General features: G+C 72.9%; 13 protein-coding genes. 6 read left to right on the top strand and 7 right to left on the bottom strand.

Annotated features, from left to right (window positions below; translation table 11 throughout):
- Nucleotides 1–20: 20 nt before the first annotated feature.
- Nucleotides 21–2,432, bottom strand: coding sequence for an immune inhibitor A domain-containing protein (locus CP980_RS20960; RefSeq protein WP_229907056.1), 2,412 nt, complete (start codon nucleotides 2,430–2,432; stop codon nucleotides 21–23).
- Nucleotides 2,433–2,816: 384 nt separating this feature from the next.
- Between CP980_RS20960 and CP980_RS20955 the strand changes: the two genes are divergently transcribed.
- Complete coding sequence (locus CP980_RS20955) at nucleotides 2,817–3,197, top strand: hypothetical protein (protein ID WP_132754884.1); 381 nt, start codon at nucleotides 2,817–2,819, stop codon at nucleotides 3,195–3,197.
- Between the two features lie 27 nt (nucleotides 3,198–3,224).
- Here CP980_RS20955 and CP980_RS20950 read toward each other — a convergent pair whose 3' ends face one another.
- Together CP980_RS20950 and CP980_RS20945 are read right to left on the bottom strand one after the other, a co-directional pair.
- Nucleotides 3,225–3,956 carry an RDD family protein gene (locus CP980_RS20950; RefSeq protein ID WP_132754882.1) on the bottom strand — a complete coding sequence of 244 codons (732 nt, stop codon included), beginning with the start codon at nucleotides 3,954–3,956 and terminating at the stop codon, nucleotides 3,225–3,227.
- An 88-nt stretch (nucleotides 3,957–4,044) separates the two neighbouring features.
- Nucleotides 4,045–5,769, bottom strand: coding sequence for an RDD family protein (locus tag CP980_RS20945; RefSeq protein ID WP_150528814.1), 1,725 nt, complete (start codon nucleotides 5,767–5,769; stop codon nucleotides 4,045–4,047).
- Nucleotides 5,770–6,038: 269 nt separating this feature from the next.
- Between CP980_RS20945 and CP980_RS20940 the strand changes: the two genes are divergently transcribed.
- Nucleotides 6,039–6,518 carry an SsgA family sporulation/cell division regulator gene (locus CP980_RS20940; protein ID WP_150528813.1) on the top strand — a complete coding sequence of 160 codons (480 nt, stop codon included), beginning with the start codon at nucleotides 6,039–6,041 and terminating at the stop codon, nucleotides 6,516–6,518.
- A gap of 65 nt (nucleotides 6,519–6,583) precedes the next feature.
- Here CP980_RS20940 and CP980_RS20935 read toward each other — a convergent pair whose 3' ends face one another.
- Complete coding sequence (locus tag CP980_RS20935) at nucleotides 6,584–8,026, bottom strand: FAD-binding oxidoreductase (protein ID WP_373312898.1); 1,443 nt, start codon at nucleotides 8,024–8,026, stop codon at nucleotides 6,584–6,586.
- 105 nt (nucleotides 8,027–8,131) lie between these two features.
- Here CP980_RS20935 and CP980_RS20930 point away from each other — a divergent pair, with 105 nt between their 5' ends.
- Complete coding sequence (locus tag CP980_RS20930) at nucleotides 8,132–9,697, top strand: tetratricopeptide repeat protein (RefSeq protein WP_167535862.1); 1,566 nt, start codon at nucleotides 8,132–8,134, stop codon at nucleotides 9,695–9,697.
- A gap of 28 nt (nucleotides 9,698–9,725) precedes the next feature.
- Here the strand turns inward: CP980_RS20930 and hppD are convergent, their stop codons facing one another.
- Nucleotides 9,726–10,880: a 4-hydroxyphenylpyruvate dioxygenase gene (gene hppD, locus CP980_RS20925; RefSeq protein ID WP_132754876.1), complete on the bottom strand. Its 1,155-nt coding sequence runs from the start codon at nucleotides 10,878–10,880 to the stop codon at nucleotides 9,726–9,728.
- 126 nt (nucleotides 10,881–11,006) lie between these two features.
- Here hppD and CP980_RS20920 point away from each other — a divergent pair, with 126 nt between their 5' ends.
- From CP980_RS20920 to CP980_RS20910, 3 genes are all read left to right on the top strand, one after another.
- Nucleotides 11,007–11,477: an Lrp/AsnC family transcriptional regulator gene (locus CP980_RS20920; protein ID WP_099892014.1), complete on the top strand. Its 471-nt coding sequence runs from the start codon at nucleotides 11,007–11,009 to the stop codon at nucleotides 11,475–11,477.
- A gap of 63 nt (nucleotides 11,478–11,540) precedes the next feature.
- Nucleotides 11,541–12,170 carry an ArsR/SmtB family transcription factor gene (locus CP980_RS20915; protein ID WP_150528812.1) on the top strand — a complete coding sequence of 210 codons (630 nt, stop codon included), beginning with the start codon at nucleotides 11,541–11,543 and terminating at the stop codon, nucleotides 12,168–12,170.
- 187 nt (nucleotides 12,171–12,357) lie between these two features.
- Entirely contained in the window at nucleotides 12,358–13,668 is a 1,311-nt protein-coding gene (locus tag CP980_RS20910) for an MFS transporter (protein ID WP_150528811.1), read from the top strand.
- Here CP980_RS20910 and CP980_RS20905 read toward each other — a convergent pair.
- The gene (locus CP980_RS20905; protein WP_150528810.1) at nucleotides 13,598–14,395 is read right to left on the bottom strand and encodes a S16 family serine protease; all 798 of its coding nucleotides are present in this window, start codon (nucleotides 14,393–14,395) and stop codon (nucleotides 13,598–13,600) included. The genes CP980_RS20910 and CP980_RS20905 overlap by 71 nt on opposite strands.
- A 255-nt stretch (nucleotides 14,396–14,650) precedes the next feature.
- The gene (locus tag CP980_RS20900) at nucleotides 14,651–15,292 is read right to left on the bottom strand and encodes an IclR family transcriptional regulator (protein ID WP_030158675.1); all 642 of its coding nucleotides are present in this window, start codon (nucleotides 15,290–15,292) and stop codon (nucleotides 14,651–14,653) included.
- Nucleotides 15,293–15,647: the final 355 nt, after the last annotated feature.

The following is a 15,647-nucleotide window of genomic DNA, read 5'->3' as shown; positions in this document are numbered from 1 at the left end:
TGACCTGCGGGTTTACCGAATTACTTGGCGGCGGGGCCGACCTCGACCGTCATCTGGAGACCGTCGTACGGCTCCTTCACGATCTTGATCTTGGTGTTGGTGTCAGCGACCTTCACCGAACCGGTCGGGTTCTCGTCGTAGTAGTACTTGCCCTTGTGGTCGTCGAAGACCAGGTTGGCGGGCTTCGGCTTCAGGAACAGCGACTCACCGTTCTTGTGCAGGGTGAACGCGTCCGTCGAGTACGCGCTGAAGGTCGCGTCGTACGGCTGGATCTTGTTGCGCAGCAGGGTGCCGTCCGACCACTTCATCGGCTTGGCGTTGGCGTCGATCGGGAGGATCAGACCCGAGCCCGGGTGCTGGCTGGTGTTGTTGTCCTTCTGGGACTTGTCCCAGAGCCAGATCAGCAGGCCGTCCTGGTACGGGTAGTGCTCGACCCAGCCCGGCTTCGAGTTGGCCCAGCCGAAGTTGTACGGGCCCACCTTGAGGGTGGAGTCGTACGACACGTAGCGGCGGTTCTCCGCGATGTAGTACTGCGGGTACTCCTTGGTGAACCCGGAGCCCTGGCGGGAGAAGCCCTTGGCGGTCCAGCCGTTGTCGCCGTTCTCGGCGCCGTCGGTGAACAGGGTCTGGCCGTCCGCGGTGATCGCGAGGGCGTCGGCGGTGAAGCCCTTGCCGCCCGCGCCGCCGTCCGTCTGGTAGCGGAAGCGGAGGTCGACCTTCTTGCCGGCGTAGGCGTCGAGCGGGAACTTCAGGTCCTGCCAGCCGCCGGAGACGTCGGTCAGGCCGGCGTTGCCCGCGGCGTCGGCCGGGATGGCCTTGCCGTTGGCCGTGCCGTTGAGGACCGTCCAGGTGGCGCCGCCGTCGGTGGACACCTCGGTGTAGAGGTAGTCGTAGTCCTTCTCGATGTCCCACCAGCCCTTGAGGGACAGGGCGGCGGAGGACTTGCCGGTCAGGTCGATCGAGCGGGTGAGGGTGTTCTTGAGGTCGTCACCCATGTTGCTCCACCACTGCGAGGAGCCCTCGGCGGGAGCGACGATGTCGGTCTTGACCTGCTTCTTCGGCAGCTCGACGACCAGCGCCTGCTTGTCCTTGGTGTTGTACTCCGACACACCCAGCTTGTGGGTGGACTTCGTCGCGGCCTTGGCCGTGTCGTAGTTCAGCCAGCCCAGCTGGAGCTTGTCCCAGGCGGTCATGTCGCCCGGCATGTCGCCTATGGAGTCCTTGCCCTCGCCGAGCCAGGAGCCGGCCGACATCAGGGACCAGAAACCGACCGAGTTCTCGCCGCCACCGGAGGTGTCGTAGAGGTCCGGCAGACCGAGGTCGTGGCCGTACTCGTGCGCGAAGACGCCGAGGCCGCCGTTCTCCGGCTGCATCGTGTAGTCGCCGACCCAGATGCCGGTGTTGCCGATCTGGGTACCGCCGGCCTTGTTGTTGGCCGGGCCGGTCTTGCCCGCGTCGGTGCCGTAGGCGTACCAGCGGTGCGCCCACAGGGCGTTGGTGCCCTGCACGCCGCCGCCGGCCGACTCGTCCTCGCCCGCGTGGACGATCTGGAAGTGGTCGATGTAGCCGTCGGGCTCGTTGAAGTTGCCGTCGCCGTCGAAGTCGTTGCGGTCCCACTGGTCGTACTGCGCCAGCGTGGCCTTGATGTCGGCGTCGGACTTGCCGGCCTTCTTCTGGGCGTCGACCCAGGCGTTGACACCGTCGCGGACGGTGTCCCACACGTTGGCGCAGTTGGTCTGGCCGCAGTAGTTGGAGCCGTAGCGGGCCTCGTTGTTCGGGATCTTGACCCAGTCGGCGACCTGGCCGTCGACCGAGTAGCGACCCGAGGAGGTCTTCTCGTAGTAGGTCTTCAGCGAGTCCTTGCCGTTGCCGGTACCGAAGTACAGGTCCTGGAAGTAGTCGCGGCTGAAGTCCTTGCGCCAGGCGGTGCTGTTGTTGTCCTTGCGGTCCGGCTGCGCGATGGTGTTGTGCAGCGGACCGGGGGTGCCGCCGTACTTCGGGACCGCCGGCTTGGGGCCGTCGGGACCGTCCGGGTCGAACATGGTCGTGTTGTCGACCTGGTCGCCGAACTCGACGAGGATCGTGAAGATCTTGTCGGTCTTCTCGCGGCCGAGCTCGACGTACTTCTTGTCGTCGAGCTTGACGACCTTGGAAGCGCCCCGCTGCTCCACGGCCTTCTTACCGGACAGGACCTGGTCCAGGGCGGCTTCGCGCGCCTGCGCCTGCTGGTCGCTGAACGGGCCCTTGAGGTTGTGCTGGACCGCCTCCTTCGAGGCGGCGGTCGGGTCCTGCCGGTTCGAGGCGGGCGCGGTCGACGGCGCCTCGGAAGCCTGTGCAGTGACGAGGAAGGCGCCGGAAGCCGCGGTGGCGGCCAGGGTCACACCGACGGCTGCGGCGCGCAGCGCTCGTCTGCGAGCGGAATTGCTGGTCACTTGATGTCGTTCCCCTCCCGCGGCCGCGACACAGGTCGGAACATCTCCGTTGGAGTGGGGGGTTCCGCGCGGCGCGCGTCTCAAGTGACGACATTTGACCGGAGAGTCGAGGGAAAAGACAGACCTTGACTTGTTCCTTACAACTGCACTATGCGGTCAGGCAGTTCCGGTATACGGACGTTCCTCTGCCATATGGGACGAAGGCCGCGTCACGACCCCGGCGTGTGACGCGGGAATGATCCCGTACGCCCCCCGTGCGCCGGGCACCGTGGGTTAGGTCACGCTTACTGGCGGTTCCGCTCGGGAATCCCCCGACGTAGAGTCACTTGACGCGCGACCGAGTTGAGCCGACTCCCCCTCCCCGCCTTGAGGACGGATACCGCCATGCCGCGTCCGACTGCCGCCCAGTTGTTCTACGGGTCCGCCACCGTCGTCGTGTCGACCATCGCCATGCTGCTGCTCTCGCAGACGAGCACGGGGAGCGGAATCGCCGTCATCACCACCGCCGCACTGGCCCTCGGGCTGCTCGTCGCGCTCACCGCGGCCAGCCCCCGCCGCCGCGGCCGGCACGCGGCTCCGGCCGGGACGGCCCGGGCCACCGCCCGCACCCCCCACGTTTCCCCCGGTGTTACCGAAATCACGCCCGCGAGCGGCTCCGGGAGCGCGCCCGGGGCCACGCCCGCGCCGGTCCCGGCGGACGCCGCGGCGGCCGCCCGGGCGCCTGAGCCCCGGACGGCCGCCGTCGAACAGCCGGTCCACCACTGAGTCGTCGTCCGCCGGCGCGCCGCGCCGTTATGCGGTGACCACCACGGTCTTGCCCACCTTGTCGTGCAGACCCTGCTTGTACGGCTTGTCCACGAGGATCGACACGATCAGCACGATCTGCCACAGGCAGGGACAGCAGATGAGCGCCGGCAGCCAGAGCATGGCGGCGCGGCCGAGCGACGCGCCCGACTGCGGGACGCTGCCGTCGTTGAGCATCGCCACGCGCAGCCCGAGCGCCCTCTTGCCGATCGTCCGGCCGTCCTTCTTCGCGAACCACCAGTCGTAGCCGACGAAGAACAGGATCGAGATCAGCGTCATCGCCAGGCCGCTGCCGCTGTACGACTTGGTGAAGACCTCGCTGACGTCCTCGCCCTTGTTCGTCTCGACCGTGTACCGGTTCGTGCCGAACGCCAGCTGGATGAGGAACAGCGGGATGAGCACGATGACCACGTCGATGATGCGGGCGGCGAGCCGCTTGCCGAAGTCGGCCAGCGGGGGCATCCCGGCGAGCGGATCGGGCATGCCGTAGCCGCCGCTGCCGCCGTACGGGCCTCCGGGCGGCGGGGGCGGCGGCGGGGGCGGGTAACCGCCGCCCCCCGCGCCGCTGCCGCCGTACGGGCCCCCCGGCGGCGGGGGCGGAGCCCCGCCCGGGGGCCGGTCGTACGGCGAACCGCCCGACGGAGGCGTCGGCTCCTGGGGCTTCTTGAGGAACGGGTCGTCCTCGGGCGGCTGGCCCGGCGGCGGCTGATCGGTACTCATGGCCCGAGTCGAACCCGGCTCCGCGGACCCCGCAACGGGACGGCGTCCGTTCGGGGGAAGGGGGCCCCGGCGCCCCGCCGCGGCGGCGTCAGCGGGAGACGTACGTCTTGGCCGCCCGGTCGTGCCAGCCCCTGCGGCGCGGGCCGTCCCCGAGGCACCAGAGGCTGCCGGGGAGTCCGAGGAGCGCGTACACCAGCCAGCGGCGCAGGGCCGCGCCGAAGGTGGGCGGCCGGAGGGTGGCGGCGGACAGGACCCGGATCCCGAGGAGCTTCTTGCCGGGGGTGCGGCCCCAGCGGGCGGTGGGGAGCGCCTCGTAGAAGACCCCGAAGAGGAGTACGGCGGCCAGGACCAGGCCGAGGTAGCCGGCGATGGTGGTGTCGAACAGCCAGACGGTGGTGGTCCGGCCGCTGCCCTTGGCGGCGTCCACCTTGGCTTCGAGGTGGGCGGCGGCCGCGGGGAGGAGGGGCCGGGCCGTGGCCGCCGCGACCGCGCCGAACACGAGGGTGTCCAGGGTGCGGGCCACGGCCCGGCGTACGAGCCCGGCGGGCCGGGTGGCCCGCTCGGCCATCCGCTCGAACACCGCCCGGTCGGTGACCCGGGGGACGCCGCTGCCGTCCGCCGCCGCGGCCCGGCCGGCCGCCGGTCCGGCTCCCGGGCGGCGTTCCGCCTGGTCCCCTCCGGCGCCGGGGGCGCGCTCCGCTTCGGCGGGGGCGCCGGCCCTGCGGGAGCCCGGGGCGGGGCGGTCCGCCGCGGCTCCCCCGGCCTCGGGGGCGCGCTCCGCCGACGTGGGACCGCCGCCCGCCCGGCGGGAAGGGGCGGCGGAGGCATGGCCGGACCCGGGGGCCGACCGGGCTCCGGGCGCGGGGCGGGGCTCCGCCGGGGCCTGCCCGGCCGACGGTGCCTCCGGCGCGAAAGGGTCCGCGGTGGCTCCGGGGCGGTGCCCCGCGTCCGGGTCGCGCCGGGCCGGCCTCCCCGGGTCGGCGCCGGCCACCGGGTACCGGCCCGCCGGGGTCTCCGGCTCGGGTGCCGTCTCGCGGCGCAGGGGGGTCTGCGGCCAGGAGGAGGTGAGGCCGGACGGGCCGGCGCCGGTGCCCGGGGCGGCGGGCCACTCGGGTTCGACGGACACCGGGGCGGGAGCCGGGGCCGGGGCGGCGGCCGGAGCGGGACCCGGGGCCGGAGCGGGAGCCGGGGCCGGAGCCCGAGCCGGGGCGGGAGCCGGGGCCGGGGCGGCGGCCGGGGAGCGGGCCGACAGGATGCCCACGCTCTCCGCGGAGCCCCGTACGCCGGCCTGCGCCGGGAACCGCTCCGCGGTCGCGGAAGGCGTCCGGGCGAAGGAGACCCCCGGTCCGCGCTCGGCCCGCTCGGCCGGCTCCAGCGGCTCCGGGTGCGGCCCGCGGCCCGGCGAGAGCCCCGCCGGCGCCGAACGGGCGGACGCGTGCCCCGCGTCGGGCTCCGCCTGAGCCGGGCTGCCCCAGGACACCCGGTGGTCGCGGGACCCGCCGAAGCCGGACTGGTGCACGGGATCGGCCTGCCACGAGGCCGCGGGCTCGGCGGGGGCGGCCGGCTGCGCCAGCGCCTCGCTCATCCCGGTCTCGTCCAGGAACACCGGCCCCGTCTCGTCGGACCGGGCGGCGGCGGAAGGGGCGGCGGCCGACGGGGCGGCGGCGTTGGCGGCAGCCGTGGCAGCGGCGGGGCGGCTCGTCCCGGGCACCCAGTTGCGGCCGTTCCAGTACCGGACGAACCCGGGGATGGACGGATCGGGGTAATAGCCCTCGCGGGCCGCGTGCTCGCCGTCACCTGGGGAGGCCGTCAATGTCCCCAACTCCGATCGTGGCTTGAGGCTTGTGCAAGGGCAGGACCATAGCCAAGAACCGTGCCCCGACAGGTCCGGTAACGGGAGAATCCAAGCCTTTGAGCGAACGTCGCACCCTACGACGGTTTTCGGACACCCAACAGGATCCGGCCAATCCCCGATTCGGGGCGTGAAGTCGCGTCATACCCGGGCACATCGGTGCTCTCTGCGGGTGTGGGGCGCGAACCCGGCCCCGCACCACGAACCGGAGACCCCGAAGTGAGGCCGCCATGCACCACCCCGTCGTCGAGCGCGAGCTGGAACTCAAGCTGGTCCTGTCCCCCGAGCGCAGCGTCGCCGTCCCGGCCCGGCTGGTCTACCTGACGGACGACCCGTACGCCGTGCACATCACCTTCCACACCGGCTCCAGCACGCCGGTCAACTGGACCTTCGCCCGCGAGCTGCTGGTCGAGGGGGTGTTCCGCCCCTGCGGCCACGGAGACGTCCGGATCTGGCCCACCAAGGTCGACAACAAGGCCGTCCTCTGCATGGCGCTCAGCTCCCCCGACGGCGACGCCCTGCTGGAGGCCCCGGCCACCGCGGTGTCGGCGTGGCTGGAGCGCACGCTGCGCACCGTCCCGCCCGGCACCGAGGCCGAGCGGCTGGGCCTGGACGCCGCGCTGGCGGAGCTGCTCACGCCGACCCCGGCCGACGACCTGTGGATGCGGGACCCGTGGCCGTCGGACGAGTCGGCGGACGGGGACCTGTGATCATGCGCGGCCGCCACCTCCGCCTCGTCCGCTCCGCAGGGGCGGACTCCATACCCGGCGTACGGTCAGAAGAGCTTGCCGGGGTTGAGCAGCCCGAGCGGGTCGAAGGCCCGCTTCACCGCGCGCTGCATCTCCAGTCCCACCGGCCCCAGTTCGCGCGCGAGCCACTCCTTCTTCAGGACCCCGACCCCGTGCTCGCCGGTGATGGTCCCGCCGAGGGACAGCCCGAGCGCCATGATCTCGTCGAAGGACTCGCGGGCCCGCCGCGTCTCGTCCTCGTCCGCGGGGTCGAAGCAGACCACCGGGTGCGTGTTACCGTCGCCGGCGTGCGCGCAGACCCCGATGAGCAGGTCGTACGCGCGGGCGATGGCGGCCGTCCCGTCCAGCATCTCGGCGAGCCGCGAGCGCGGTACGCAGACGTCGTCGATCATCGTGGCCGGGCGCAGGGCGTCCAGGGCGGTCAGCGACATCCGGCGGGCCTTGAGGAGCATTTCGGATTCGGCCTCGTCCTCGGCGGGGACGACGGCGGTGGCTCCGGCGGCCCGGCACAGCTCCCCCACGGCGGCGAGCTCCTCGGGGGCGTGCGGGGTGTCGAAGGCGGCCAGCAGCAGGGCCTCGGTGGTCTCGGGCAGCCCCTCCCCCAAGCTCTCGGCTCCGCTCGAGCAGGGGGGACCCCCACGGCCGAGCGCGTTGACGGCGCGGACGGTCGTACGGTCCATCAGCTCCAGCAGCGAGGGCGTGAGTCCTGCCTCCATCACGGCGCACACGGCCGCGCAGGCGGCCGCGGCCGAGGGGAACTCGGCGGCCAGCGCGAGCTGCCGGGGCGGCGCGGGGCGCAGCGCGAGCACGGCCCCCACGACGACGCCGAGGCTGCCCTCGGAGCCGACGAAGAGCCGGGTGAGGTCGTATCCGGCGACGCCCTTGGCGGTGCGCCGGCCCGTACGCAGCAGCCGTCCGTCGGCGAGGACCACGTCGAGGCCGAGCACGTACTCGGCGGTGACCCCGTACTTGACGCAGCACAGGCCGCCGGACCCGGTGCCGATGTTGCCGCCGATCGTGCACTGCTCCCAGCTGGAGGGGTCGGGCGGGTAGAACAGGCCCCGGTCGGCGACGGCACGTGAGAGCACCGCGTTCACGACGCCCGGTTCGACGACGGCGGTGCGGTCGACGGTGTTGATCTCCAGGATCCGGTCCATCTTGACGAGGGAGAGCAGGATGCAGCCGTCGGAGGCGTTGGCGGCGCCCGACAGACCGGTGCGGGCGCCCTGCGGGACGACGGGCACCCGCAGGGCGGTGGCGGTGCGCAGCACGTGCTGCACCTGTTCGACGGTGCGGGGCAGGGCCACGGCCGCCGGGGTGCCGGCGGCGCAGAAGGCGGCCATGTCGGTGGCGTAGGAGGCGGTCACCCCGGGGTCGGTGAGGAGGGCCTCGGCCGGGAGCCCCTCCAGGAGGCTCGCGTGCAGACGCGGCAAGAGATCGTCTTCGCCGGTGTCGTCCATGACATCCATGACATCCATGGGCCCAGCGTGGCACCGGGGGCCATCGGTGTGAACACGGCCGCGACGGGCTTCGGACACCTCGGCGAACTCTTCATATTGACGCACAGTGACCCCATGGACCGTGCCACCCGTACCGCGCGTATCTCACGTATCGCCCGTACTGCTCGTGCCGCCCGCGCCGCTCGCGCCGCCCGCATCGAGGAGGAGGCGCAGCAGCCCGCACCACCCGTGACCTTCACCGGCCGCAAGACGCTGGTGGCGGCGGGGGTCGCGGTGGTGCTGATCGCCGGGGCCCTGCTGATCCGGCCGGCCCGCCAGGGCGACGACGCCCGCCCTCCGGGGCCCACCGAGCGGGCCGCCTCGGCGGTCGGCATGGGCGCTCCGGCGGCGGCGGTGGACCTGACGGCCCTGGTGGCGGACCGGGAGAAGTGGGTCGCCGGGCACGAGAAGGACTACGCGTCCTGGGCGGTGCTCGGGGCGGCCTACCTGGAGCAGGCGCGCCGGACGGCGGAGCCGGCCTGGTACCCGAAGGCCGAGAAGGCGCTCAAGCGGTCGCTGGAGATCCGCCCGGCGGAGAAGGGCAACTTCGACGCGATGACGGGCATGGGCACGCTGGCCAACGCCCGGGGCGACTTCGGTACCGGCAAGAAGTGGGGCGAGCTCGTACGGGCGCAGGCGCCCAACCGGTGGACGGCCTACCCGGTGCTGGTGGACGCGTACACGGGTCTGGGCGACTACAAGGCGGCCGAGCGGTCGATGGAGCGGCTGCTGGACCTGCGGCCGGGGCTGGCCGCGTTCATCCGGGCCTCGCAGGTCTACCGGGACCGCGGCTGGCGCGAGGACGCGACGATGGCGATGGAGCACGCGGGGGGCGCGGCGAAGGCTCCGGCGGAGAAGGCGTACGTACTGTTCCGGCTCGGCGAGCTGTCCTGGGAGCGGGGCGACGCCGCGGAGGCGCTGCGCCAGTACGAGGGCGCGCTGCGCGCCGATCCGGCGCAGTCCCAGGCACTGGGCGGCCGGGCCAGGGCACTGGCGGGGCTGGGCCGGGGCGGGGAGGCGGTCCGGGACTACCGGATGGCGCTGGGCCGGGCGCAGGTGCCGAGGCTGGCGCTGGAGCTGGGCGAGCTGCTGGACGCGCTGGGGCGCCACGAGGAGGCGAAGGCCCCGTACGAGATGCTGCGCACGGCCGCCGCGCGGGGCGCCGCGGACGGGGTGAACGAGGCGGTGGTCCTGGGCCTGTTCGAGGCGGACCACGGGGATCCGGCGGCGGCCGTGCGGCGGCTGACGCAGGAGTGGTCGCGGCACAAGAGCATGGAGGTGGCGGACGCGCTGGCGTGGGCGCTGCACAGGACGGGCGACGACACGGCCGCGCTGGAGTACGCGAAGAAGTCGACGGACCGGGGGATGCGCAGCGCGGAGTTCGCGTTCCACCGGGCGATGATCGAGCGGGGTCTGGGCGATGAGGCCGGGGCCCGGCGCCACCTCCAGGAGGCGCTGCGGACCAACCCGCGCTTCTCGCCGGCCCGGGTCCCGCAGGCGAAGCAGGCCCTGGCCGCGATCGGCCAGCCGGCGGCGGGCGGCCCGGAGAACATGCAGCCGGCCAAGCCGTGGGTGGCCCCGGAGCTCCCGAAGGCGGCCAAGCCGAAGCCTTCACCGAAGCCGGGCCCCGCCGGCTCGTGAAGACGGCGGCGGGGCGGCTCGGGGCGGGCTACAGGTTGCCGCGCTTCTCCTGCTCGCGCTCGATGGCCTCGAAGAGCGCCTTGAAGTTGCCCTTGCCGAAGCCCATCGAGCCGTGGCGCTCGATGATCTCGAAGAACACCGTCGGACGGTCCTGCACGGGCTTGGTGAAGATCTGCAGCAGGTAGCCGTCCTCGTCGCGGTCGACGAGGATCTTCAGCTCGCGCAGGGTCTCGACCGGCACGCGGGTCTCGCCCGCCCACTCGCCGAGGGTGTCGTAGTAGGAGTCCGGGGTGTCCAGGAAGGAGACGCCCGCCGCCCGCATCGACCGTACGGTGGCCACGATGTCGTTCGAGGCGAGCGCGATGTGCTGGACGCCGGCGCCGCCGTAGAACTCCAGGTACTCGTCGATCTGCGACTTCTTCTTCGCGATCGCCGGCTCGTTGATCGGGAACTTCACCTTGAGGGTGCCGTCCGCGACCACCTTCGACATCAGAGCCGAGTACTCGGTCGCGATGTCGTCGCCCACGAACTCCTTCATGTTCGTGAAGCCCATGACCTTGTTGTAGAACGCGACCCACTCGTTCATCCGGCCGAGCTCGACGTTGCCCACGCAGTGGTCGATGGCCTGGAACGTGCGCTTGGCCGGGCCCTCGACCAGCGGGGCGGCGGTGACGAAGCCGGGCAGGTAGGGGCCGGTGTAGTCCTTGCGCTCGACCAGGGTGTGGCGGGTCTGGCCGTAGGTGGCGATGGCGGCGAGCACGACCGTGCCGTGCTCGTCCTTCACCTCGTACGGCTCGTCGAGGCCGCGCGCGCCGTGCTCGACGGCGTACGCGTACGCGGCGCGGGCGTCCGGGACCTCGATCGCGAGGTCGACCACGCCGTCGCCGTGCTCGGCGACGTGCTCGGCGAGGAAGCGCCCGCGGTCCGTGGTCGCCTTGATGACGGAGGTCAGGACGAAGCGCGCGGCGCCGTTGGTGAGGACGTAGCTCGCCGTCTCGCGGACGCCGTTCTCCGGTCCGGAGTAGGCGACGAGCTTCATGCCGAACGCGGTGGAGTAGTAGTGCGCGGCCTGCTTGGCGTTGCCCACGGCGAAGACGACGGCGTCCATTCCCTTCACCGGGAAGGGGTCGGCCTCACGTGCGGTGAGCGGGGTGGTTTCGAGGTTCGCCAGAGACTCAGTCATGAGCGCAGAGTCCCGCCGATCCACAAGCTGCGCAATAGTTTCCTCTTTGGCTGTACAGACTGCCCAGCCGGGACGGAGGATGACTGAAAGATCTGTGCAGTATGACCACCCCCTCCGGAGGCAGCCGTGGGAATCGACGAACTCGACGGCAGGCTGATCGTCCTGCTCGCGCGCGAGCCCCGGATCGGGGTCCTGGAGGCCTCGCGCCGGCTCGGCGTGGCCCGCGGCACCGTGCAGGCGCGGCTCGACCGGCTCCAGTCGAGCGGGGTCATCCGCGGATTCGGCCCCCAGGTGGACCCGGCGGCGCTCGGGTACCCGGTGACCGCGTTCGCGACGCTGGAGATCAAGCAGGGCCAGGGGGCCGACGTACGGGCGCACCTGAACGGCGTGCCGGAGGTGCTGGAGCTGCACACCACGACCGGGCACGGGGACATGCTGTGCCGGCTCGTGGCCCGGTCCAACGCCGATCTGCAGCGGGTGATCGACCGGGTGGTCGGCTTCGAGGGGATCGTGCGCGCCTCGACGGCGATCGTGATGGAGAACCCGGTGCCGCTGCGGGTGATCCCCCTGGTGGAACAGGCGGCCCAGGAAGGCTGATTCCGAAGAACACGTTGCAAAGAAACCGTTGCATAGAAGTCTTTGCAACTCTACGGTTGAGCCATGCCCGAAGAACCGAACCACGAAGAGCCGAACTACGAAGAGCCCAACCCCGAAGAGCCCAGCCCCGAAGGGCCCAAGGTCCGCACCCTCGACGCCCGCTCCCTGCGCGGCCTCGCCCACCCGCTGCGCATCCGCATGCTGGCCACGCTGCGCCACGACGGACCCGCCACGGCCTCCCAACTGGCCGAGCGCCTCGGCGAGTCCAGCGGTTCCACCAGCTACCACCTGCGCCAGCTCGCCGCGCACGGCTTCGTCGAGGACGCGCCGGAGCACGGCAAGGGCCGCGAGCGCTGGTGGCGGGCCGCCCACGACGGCACCCGCTTCGACGAGAACCTGCTGTACGACGAGAACCCGGCCACGCGCGGCGCGGCGGACCTCTTCCTGCACGAGATCGCGACGATCCACACCCAGGAGATCAGCACCTGGCTCGGTACGGCCCACAGCTGGCCGCAGGAGTGGCGGCGCGCGGCGGACCTCAGCGATTTCACGCTGCGCCTGACCCCCGCGCAGAGCGTCGAACTCGTCCACAGGATCCACGAGTTGATCAACAGCTACCGGGACCTGCCGCCCGCCGAGGGCACGGCGACGGTCCGCTTCCACACGCACGCGCTCCCGCGCGCCGACGACTAGTCCCGTAGCCCCGTAGTCCCGTAGCCCCGTTCGCTCCACCTGCCCGCCCGCCCGCACCCGCATCCTGAAGAAGGAGTCCTGCCGTGCCCGCCTGCACGCTCGCCGCGTTCCACCCGGGGTCGCACGCCGCCCGCACCGCCGAACCGGCCGCCGAGGCGTCCGCCCGGCGCCTCGCCCGCCGCGCCGCATGAGCCGGCGGCCGTTCGCGGCGGTCCTGGCCGCCAACACCATCTCCATAGCCGGGAGTTCCGTCACCCTGATCGGCGTTCCGTGGTTCGTGCTCCAGACCACGGGCAGCGCCGGCCGGGCCGGGATCGTCGCCTTCTGCGCCACCCTGCCCGTCGTCGTCGCCGCGCTCGTCGGCGGTCCCGTCATCGACCGGATCGGCCGCCGCCGCGTCTCGGCGCTCTCCGACCTCGTCTGCGCCGTCTCGGTCGGCGCGATCCCGCTGCTGCACTACGCGGGCGTGCTGGAGTTCTGGATGCTCTGCGCGCTGATGGCCGTCGGGGGCCTCGTCCACACCCCCGGCCTGACCGCCCGCGCCGTCCTGCTGCCGAACCTCGCCGAGCACGCCGGCACCCCGCTCTCCCGGGCGGCGAGCCTGTACGACGCGGTCTCGCGCGGGGCGCGGATGATCGGGGCCGCGCTGGCCGGCGTACTGATCGCGTTCTTCGGGGCCGAGTCCGCCCTCCTGCTGGACGCGGCCAGCTTCGCCGTCTCGGCGCTGCTGGTCGGCGCCTTCCTGCGCGGGGTCCCCGCCGCGGAGCCGCAGCCGGGCGCCGGGAAGATCTCCCTCGCCGGATACCGGGCCGAACTCGCCGAGGGCTGGAGGTTCCTGACCCGCGCCCGGCTGCTGCTGGGCATCACCCTGATGGTGATGATGACCAACGGCCTGGACCAGGGCTGGTCCGCGGTCCTGCTGCCCGTGCACGGCCGCGAGGCCCTCGGCGGCGCCACGGCCGTCGGCCTGCTCGTCTCCGTCTTCGGCGGCTTCGCGCTGCTGGGCGCCCTGCTCTACGGGCTGTGGGGCGAGCGGTTCTCCCGCCGGGCGGTGTTCACCGCCGCGTTCCTGCTGTGCGGCGCACCCCGGTACGCGGTCGCCGCCTTCACCGGCACCCCGCTGCCGCTCGCGCTGACGATGGCGCTGTCCGGGCTGGGCGCGGGCATGCTCAACCCGATCCTGACCACCGTGATCTACGAGCGGGTCCCGGAGGAGCTGCGCAGCCGCGTCTCGGGCGTGACCACGGCGGGCTGCGAGCTGACCATGCCGCTGGGCGGGCTCGCGGCGGGCCTGCTGGTCGACGGGCTCGGGGCGACGCGGGCACTGCTGCTCTTCGGCGGCACGTACCTGCTGGTCACGCTCTCGCCGCTGGTCTTCCCGGCCTGGCGCACGATGGAACGCCCGGAGGTGGACGCGTCCGCCGGGCTCAGCAGGACGGAACCGGCTCTCCCCGGGTCAGCGCACGCAGCGACCGCACCGCGTCCGTCAGCGAACTGACGGGGACCAGCCGGAGCCCCTCGGGGAGTTCGGACTGCGCGTCGGAGCACTCCGCCTCCGGTACGAGGAACACGCTCGCCCCGTCGCGGTGCGCGGCCTGGGTCTTCAGGGCCACGCCGCCGACGGCGCCCACCTTGCCGTCCGCGCTGATGGTGCCCGTACCGGCGATGGTGCGGCCGCCGGTGAGGTCGCCGCCGCTGCCGTCGCCGTCGAGCTTGTCGACGATGCCGAGGGAGAAGAGCAGGCCGGCGCTGGGGCCGCCCACGTCGGCGAGGTTCAGCTGGACCTTCACGTCCTTCGGGTCCTTGCGGAGGAAGCCGAGGGCGGCCTGGGTCGCCGTGGACTGCGACGCGGTCATTTGCTCCAGGTTGTGCGCCTCGATCTCCTTGTCGCTTCCGCCGGTCGGGTAGACCGCCTCCTTGGGCATGACCGCCCGGGCGGTGTCGAACCAGTCGTCGACGAGCTCCGGCAGGGTCACGGTGGTGGAGGGGCCGGTGGCCTGGATGGTGGTCATCCGCAGCTGGCCGGTGGTCTGCCGGGTCGGTGCGCCCGTCACGGAGATGACCGGCTTGCCGTCGCGGTCGCCGAGCACGTCGGCCGTGAGGCCCGGCTGGGCGATCACGAAGGGCAGCGGCGCGAAGGCCGCCGCGGCGAACAGGCCGAGCACGGGCACGGCGCAGACGGCCAGGGCGGCGGGACGCGGCAGACGTGTGAGGCGAGAGAGCACCCGGCCAATGTATCGGGCGCCCCCGCGGCCCCCGCGCCCCACCGTGCGGGACGCGGCCGGGCAGGCCCCCGTACGCGGCCGGGCAGACCCCCGTACGCCGCCGGTCCGGCCCCCTACGCGGCCGGGGCGGCTCTCGTACGCCGCCGGGTGGCGGGCTCCCGTACGCCGCCGGGGCGGGCCCGGACATGCGTCGGGGGCACGCGTCGGCGCGGCCCGTAAGGCCGCGGTCGTCGGCGTACCCCTCGTACGGCGGGCTCAGCGCAGGGCGTCGGCCACCTCTCGGGCCGCGTCCACGACGCGCGGGCCGACCCGCTCCGGCACGGCGTCGGCCAGCATCACGACGCCCACGCTGCCCTCCAGCCCCGTGATGCCCACCAGCGGGGCCGCCGCTCCGCTGGCCCCCGCTTCGAGCTCCCCGTGGGTCAGCGTGTACCCGGGCTCGGTGAGGGTGCCCTGACGGGCGGCCAGGATGGCCCGCCCGGCCGCCCCGCGGTCCAGCGGGTGGCGGAAGCCGGCCCGGTAGGCCACGTGGTAGTCCGTCCAGGTGGGCTCGACGACGGCCACGGCGAGCGCCTCGGTGCCGTCGACGAGGGTCAGGTGCGCGGTGGCGCCTATGTCCTCGGCGAGTGACCGCAGCGCGGGCAGGGCCGCCTCGCGCACGAGCGGGTGCACCTGCCGGCCGAGCCGCAGTACGCCGAGCCCGACGCGGGCCCGGCCGCCGAGGTCGCGGCGGACCAGGGCGTGCTGTTCGAGCGTGGCCAACAGGCGGTAGACCACGGTGCGGTTGACACCGAGGCGGTTGGAGAGCTCGGTGACGGTCAGACCGTGGTCGGTGTCGGCGAGCAGTTTGAGGACTCTGAGTCCCCGGTCCAGAGTCTGGGAGGTTTCCGCGGTCACGACGCCTCTCCCTCTCTCGGTGAGCGGCGGTGACTCTCGGGGTGTATGCGTCGCCGGTCCCACGGCGACGCACGAGAGGCCGCCGGTAGCGGCCATGGCACCGGCTGCGCTCCCGCGGCGGCTCTGCCACGGGGCGTTCGATGCGGGGACATTAGCGAGCGGGTCCGCTCAGCGGAAGGGCTCGTCCAGAATCCGGGCGCCAACTACCCCTTTATGCCGGTTCACGATCGTCGGCGGAGTCGTTTCGTTACCCCGGCCGACCGCGTGCGCCTGTGCGATCGGCCGACGCGGACCACGGGTCCCGTGCGCCGGGCGCGGCCGGAGCCGCCCCGGGCACGGACACGGAACGTGACGG

Origin of the sequence: Streptomyces vinaceus, assembly GCF_008704935.1 — a bacterium.
GTDB lineage: Bacteria > Actinomycetota > Actinomycetes > Streptomycetales > Streptomycetaceae > Streptomyces > Streptomyces vinaceus.
Note: the sequence above shows the minus strand (reverse complement) of the source record. Positions and strands in the feature narration are given on the sequence as shown.

Coding starts and splice junctions, on each gene's coding strand:
- CP980_RS20955 (WP_132754884.1), top strand. CDS start 2,817: ATGCCGCGTCCGACTGCCGCCCAGTTGTTCTACGGGTCCGCCACCGTC.
- CP980_RS20950 (WP_132754882.1), bottom strand. CDS start 3,956: ATGAGTACCGATCAGCCGCCGCCGGGCCAGCCGCCCGAGGACGACCCG.
- CP980_RS20940 (WP_150528813.1), top strand. CDS start 6,039: ATGCACCACCCCGTCGTCGAGCGCGAGCTGGAACTCAAGCTGGTCCTG.
- CP980_RS20935 (WP_373312898.1), bottom strand. CDS start 8,026: ATGGATGTCATGGACGACACCGGCGAAGACGATCTCTTGCCGCGTCTG.
- CP980_RS20930 (WP_167535862.1), top strand. CDS start 8,132: ATGGACCGTGCCACCCGTACCGCGCGTATCTCACGTATCGCCCGTACT.
- hppD (WP_132754876.1), bottom strand. CDS start 10,880: ATGACTGAGTCTCTGGCGAACCTCGAAACCACCCCGCTCACCGCACGT.
- CP980_RS20915 (WP_150528812.1), top strand. CDS start 11,541: ATGCCCGAAGAACCGAACCACGAAGAGCCGAACTACGAAGAGCCCAAC.
- CP980_RS20910 (WP_150528811.1), top strand. CDS start 12,358: ATGAGCCGGCGGCCGTTCGCGGCGGTCCTGGCCGCCAACACCATCTCC.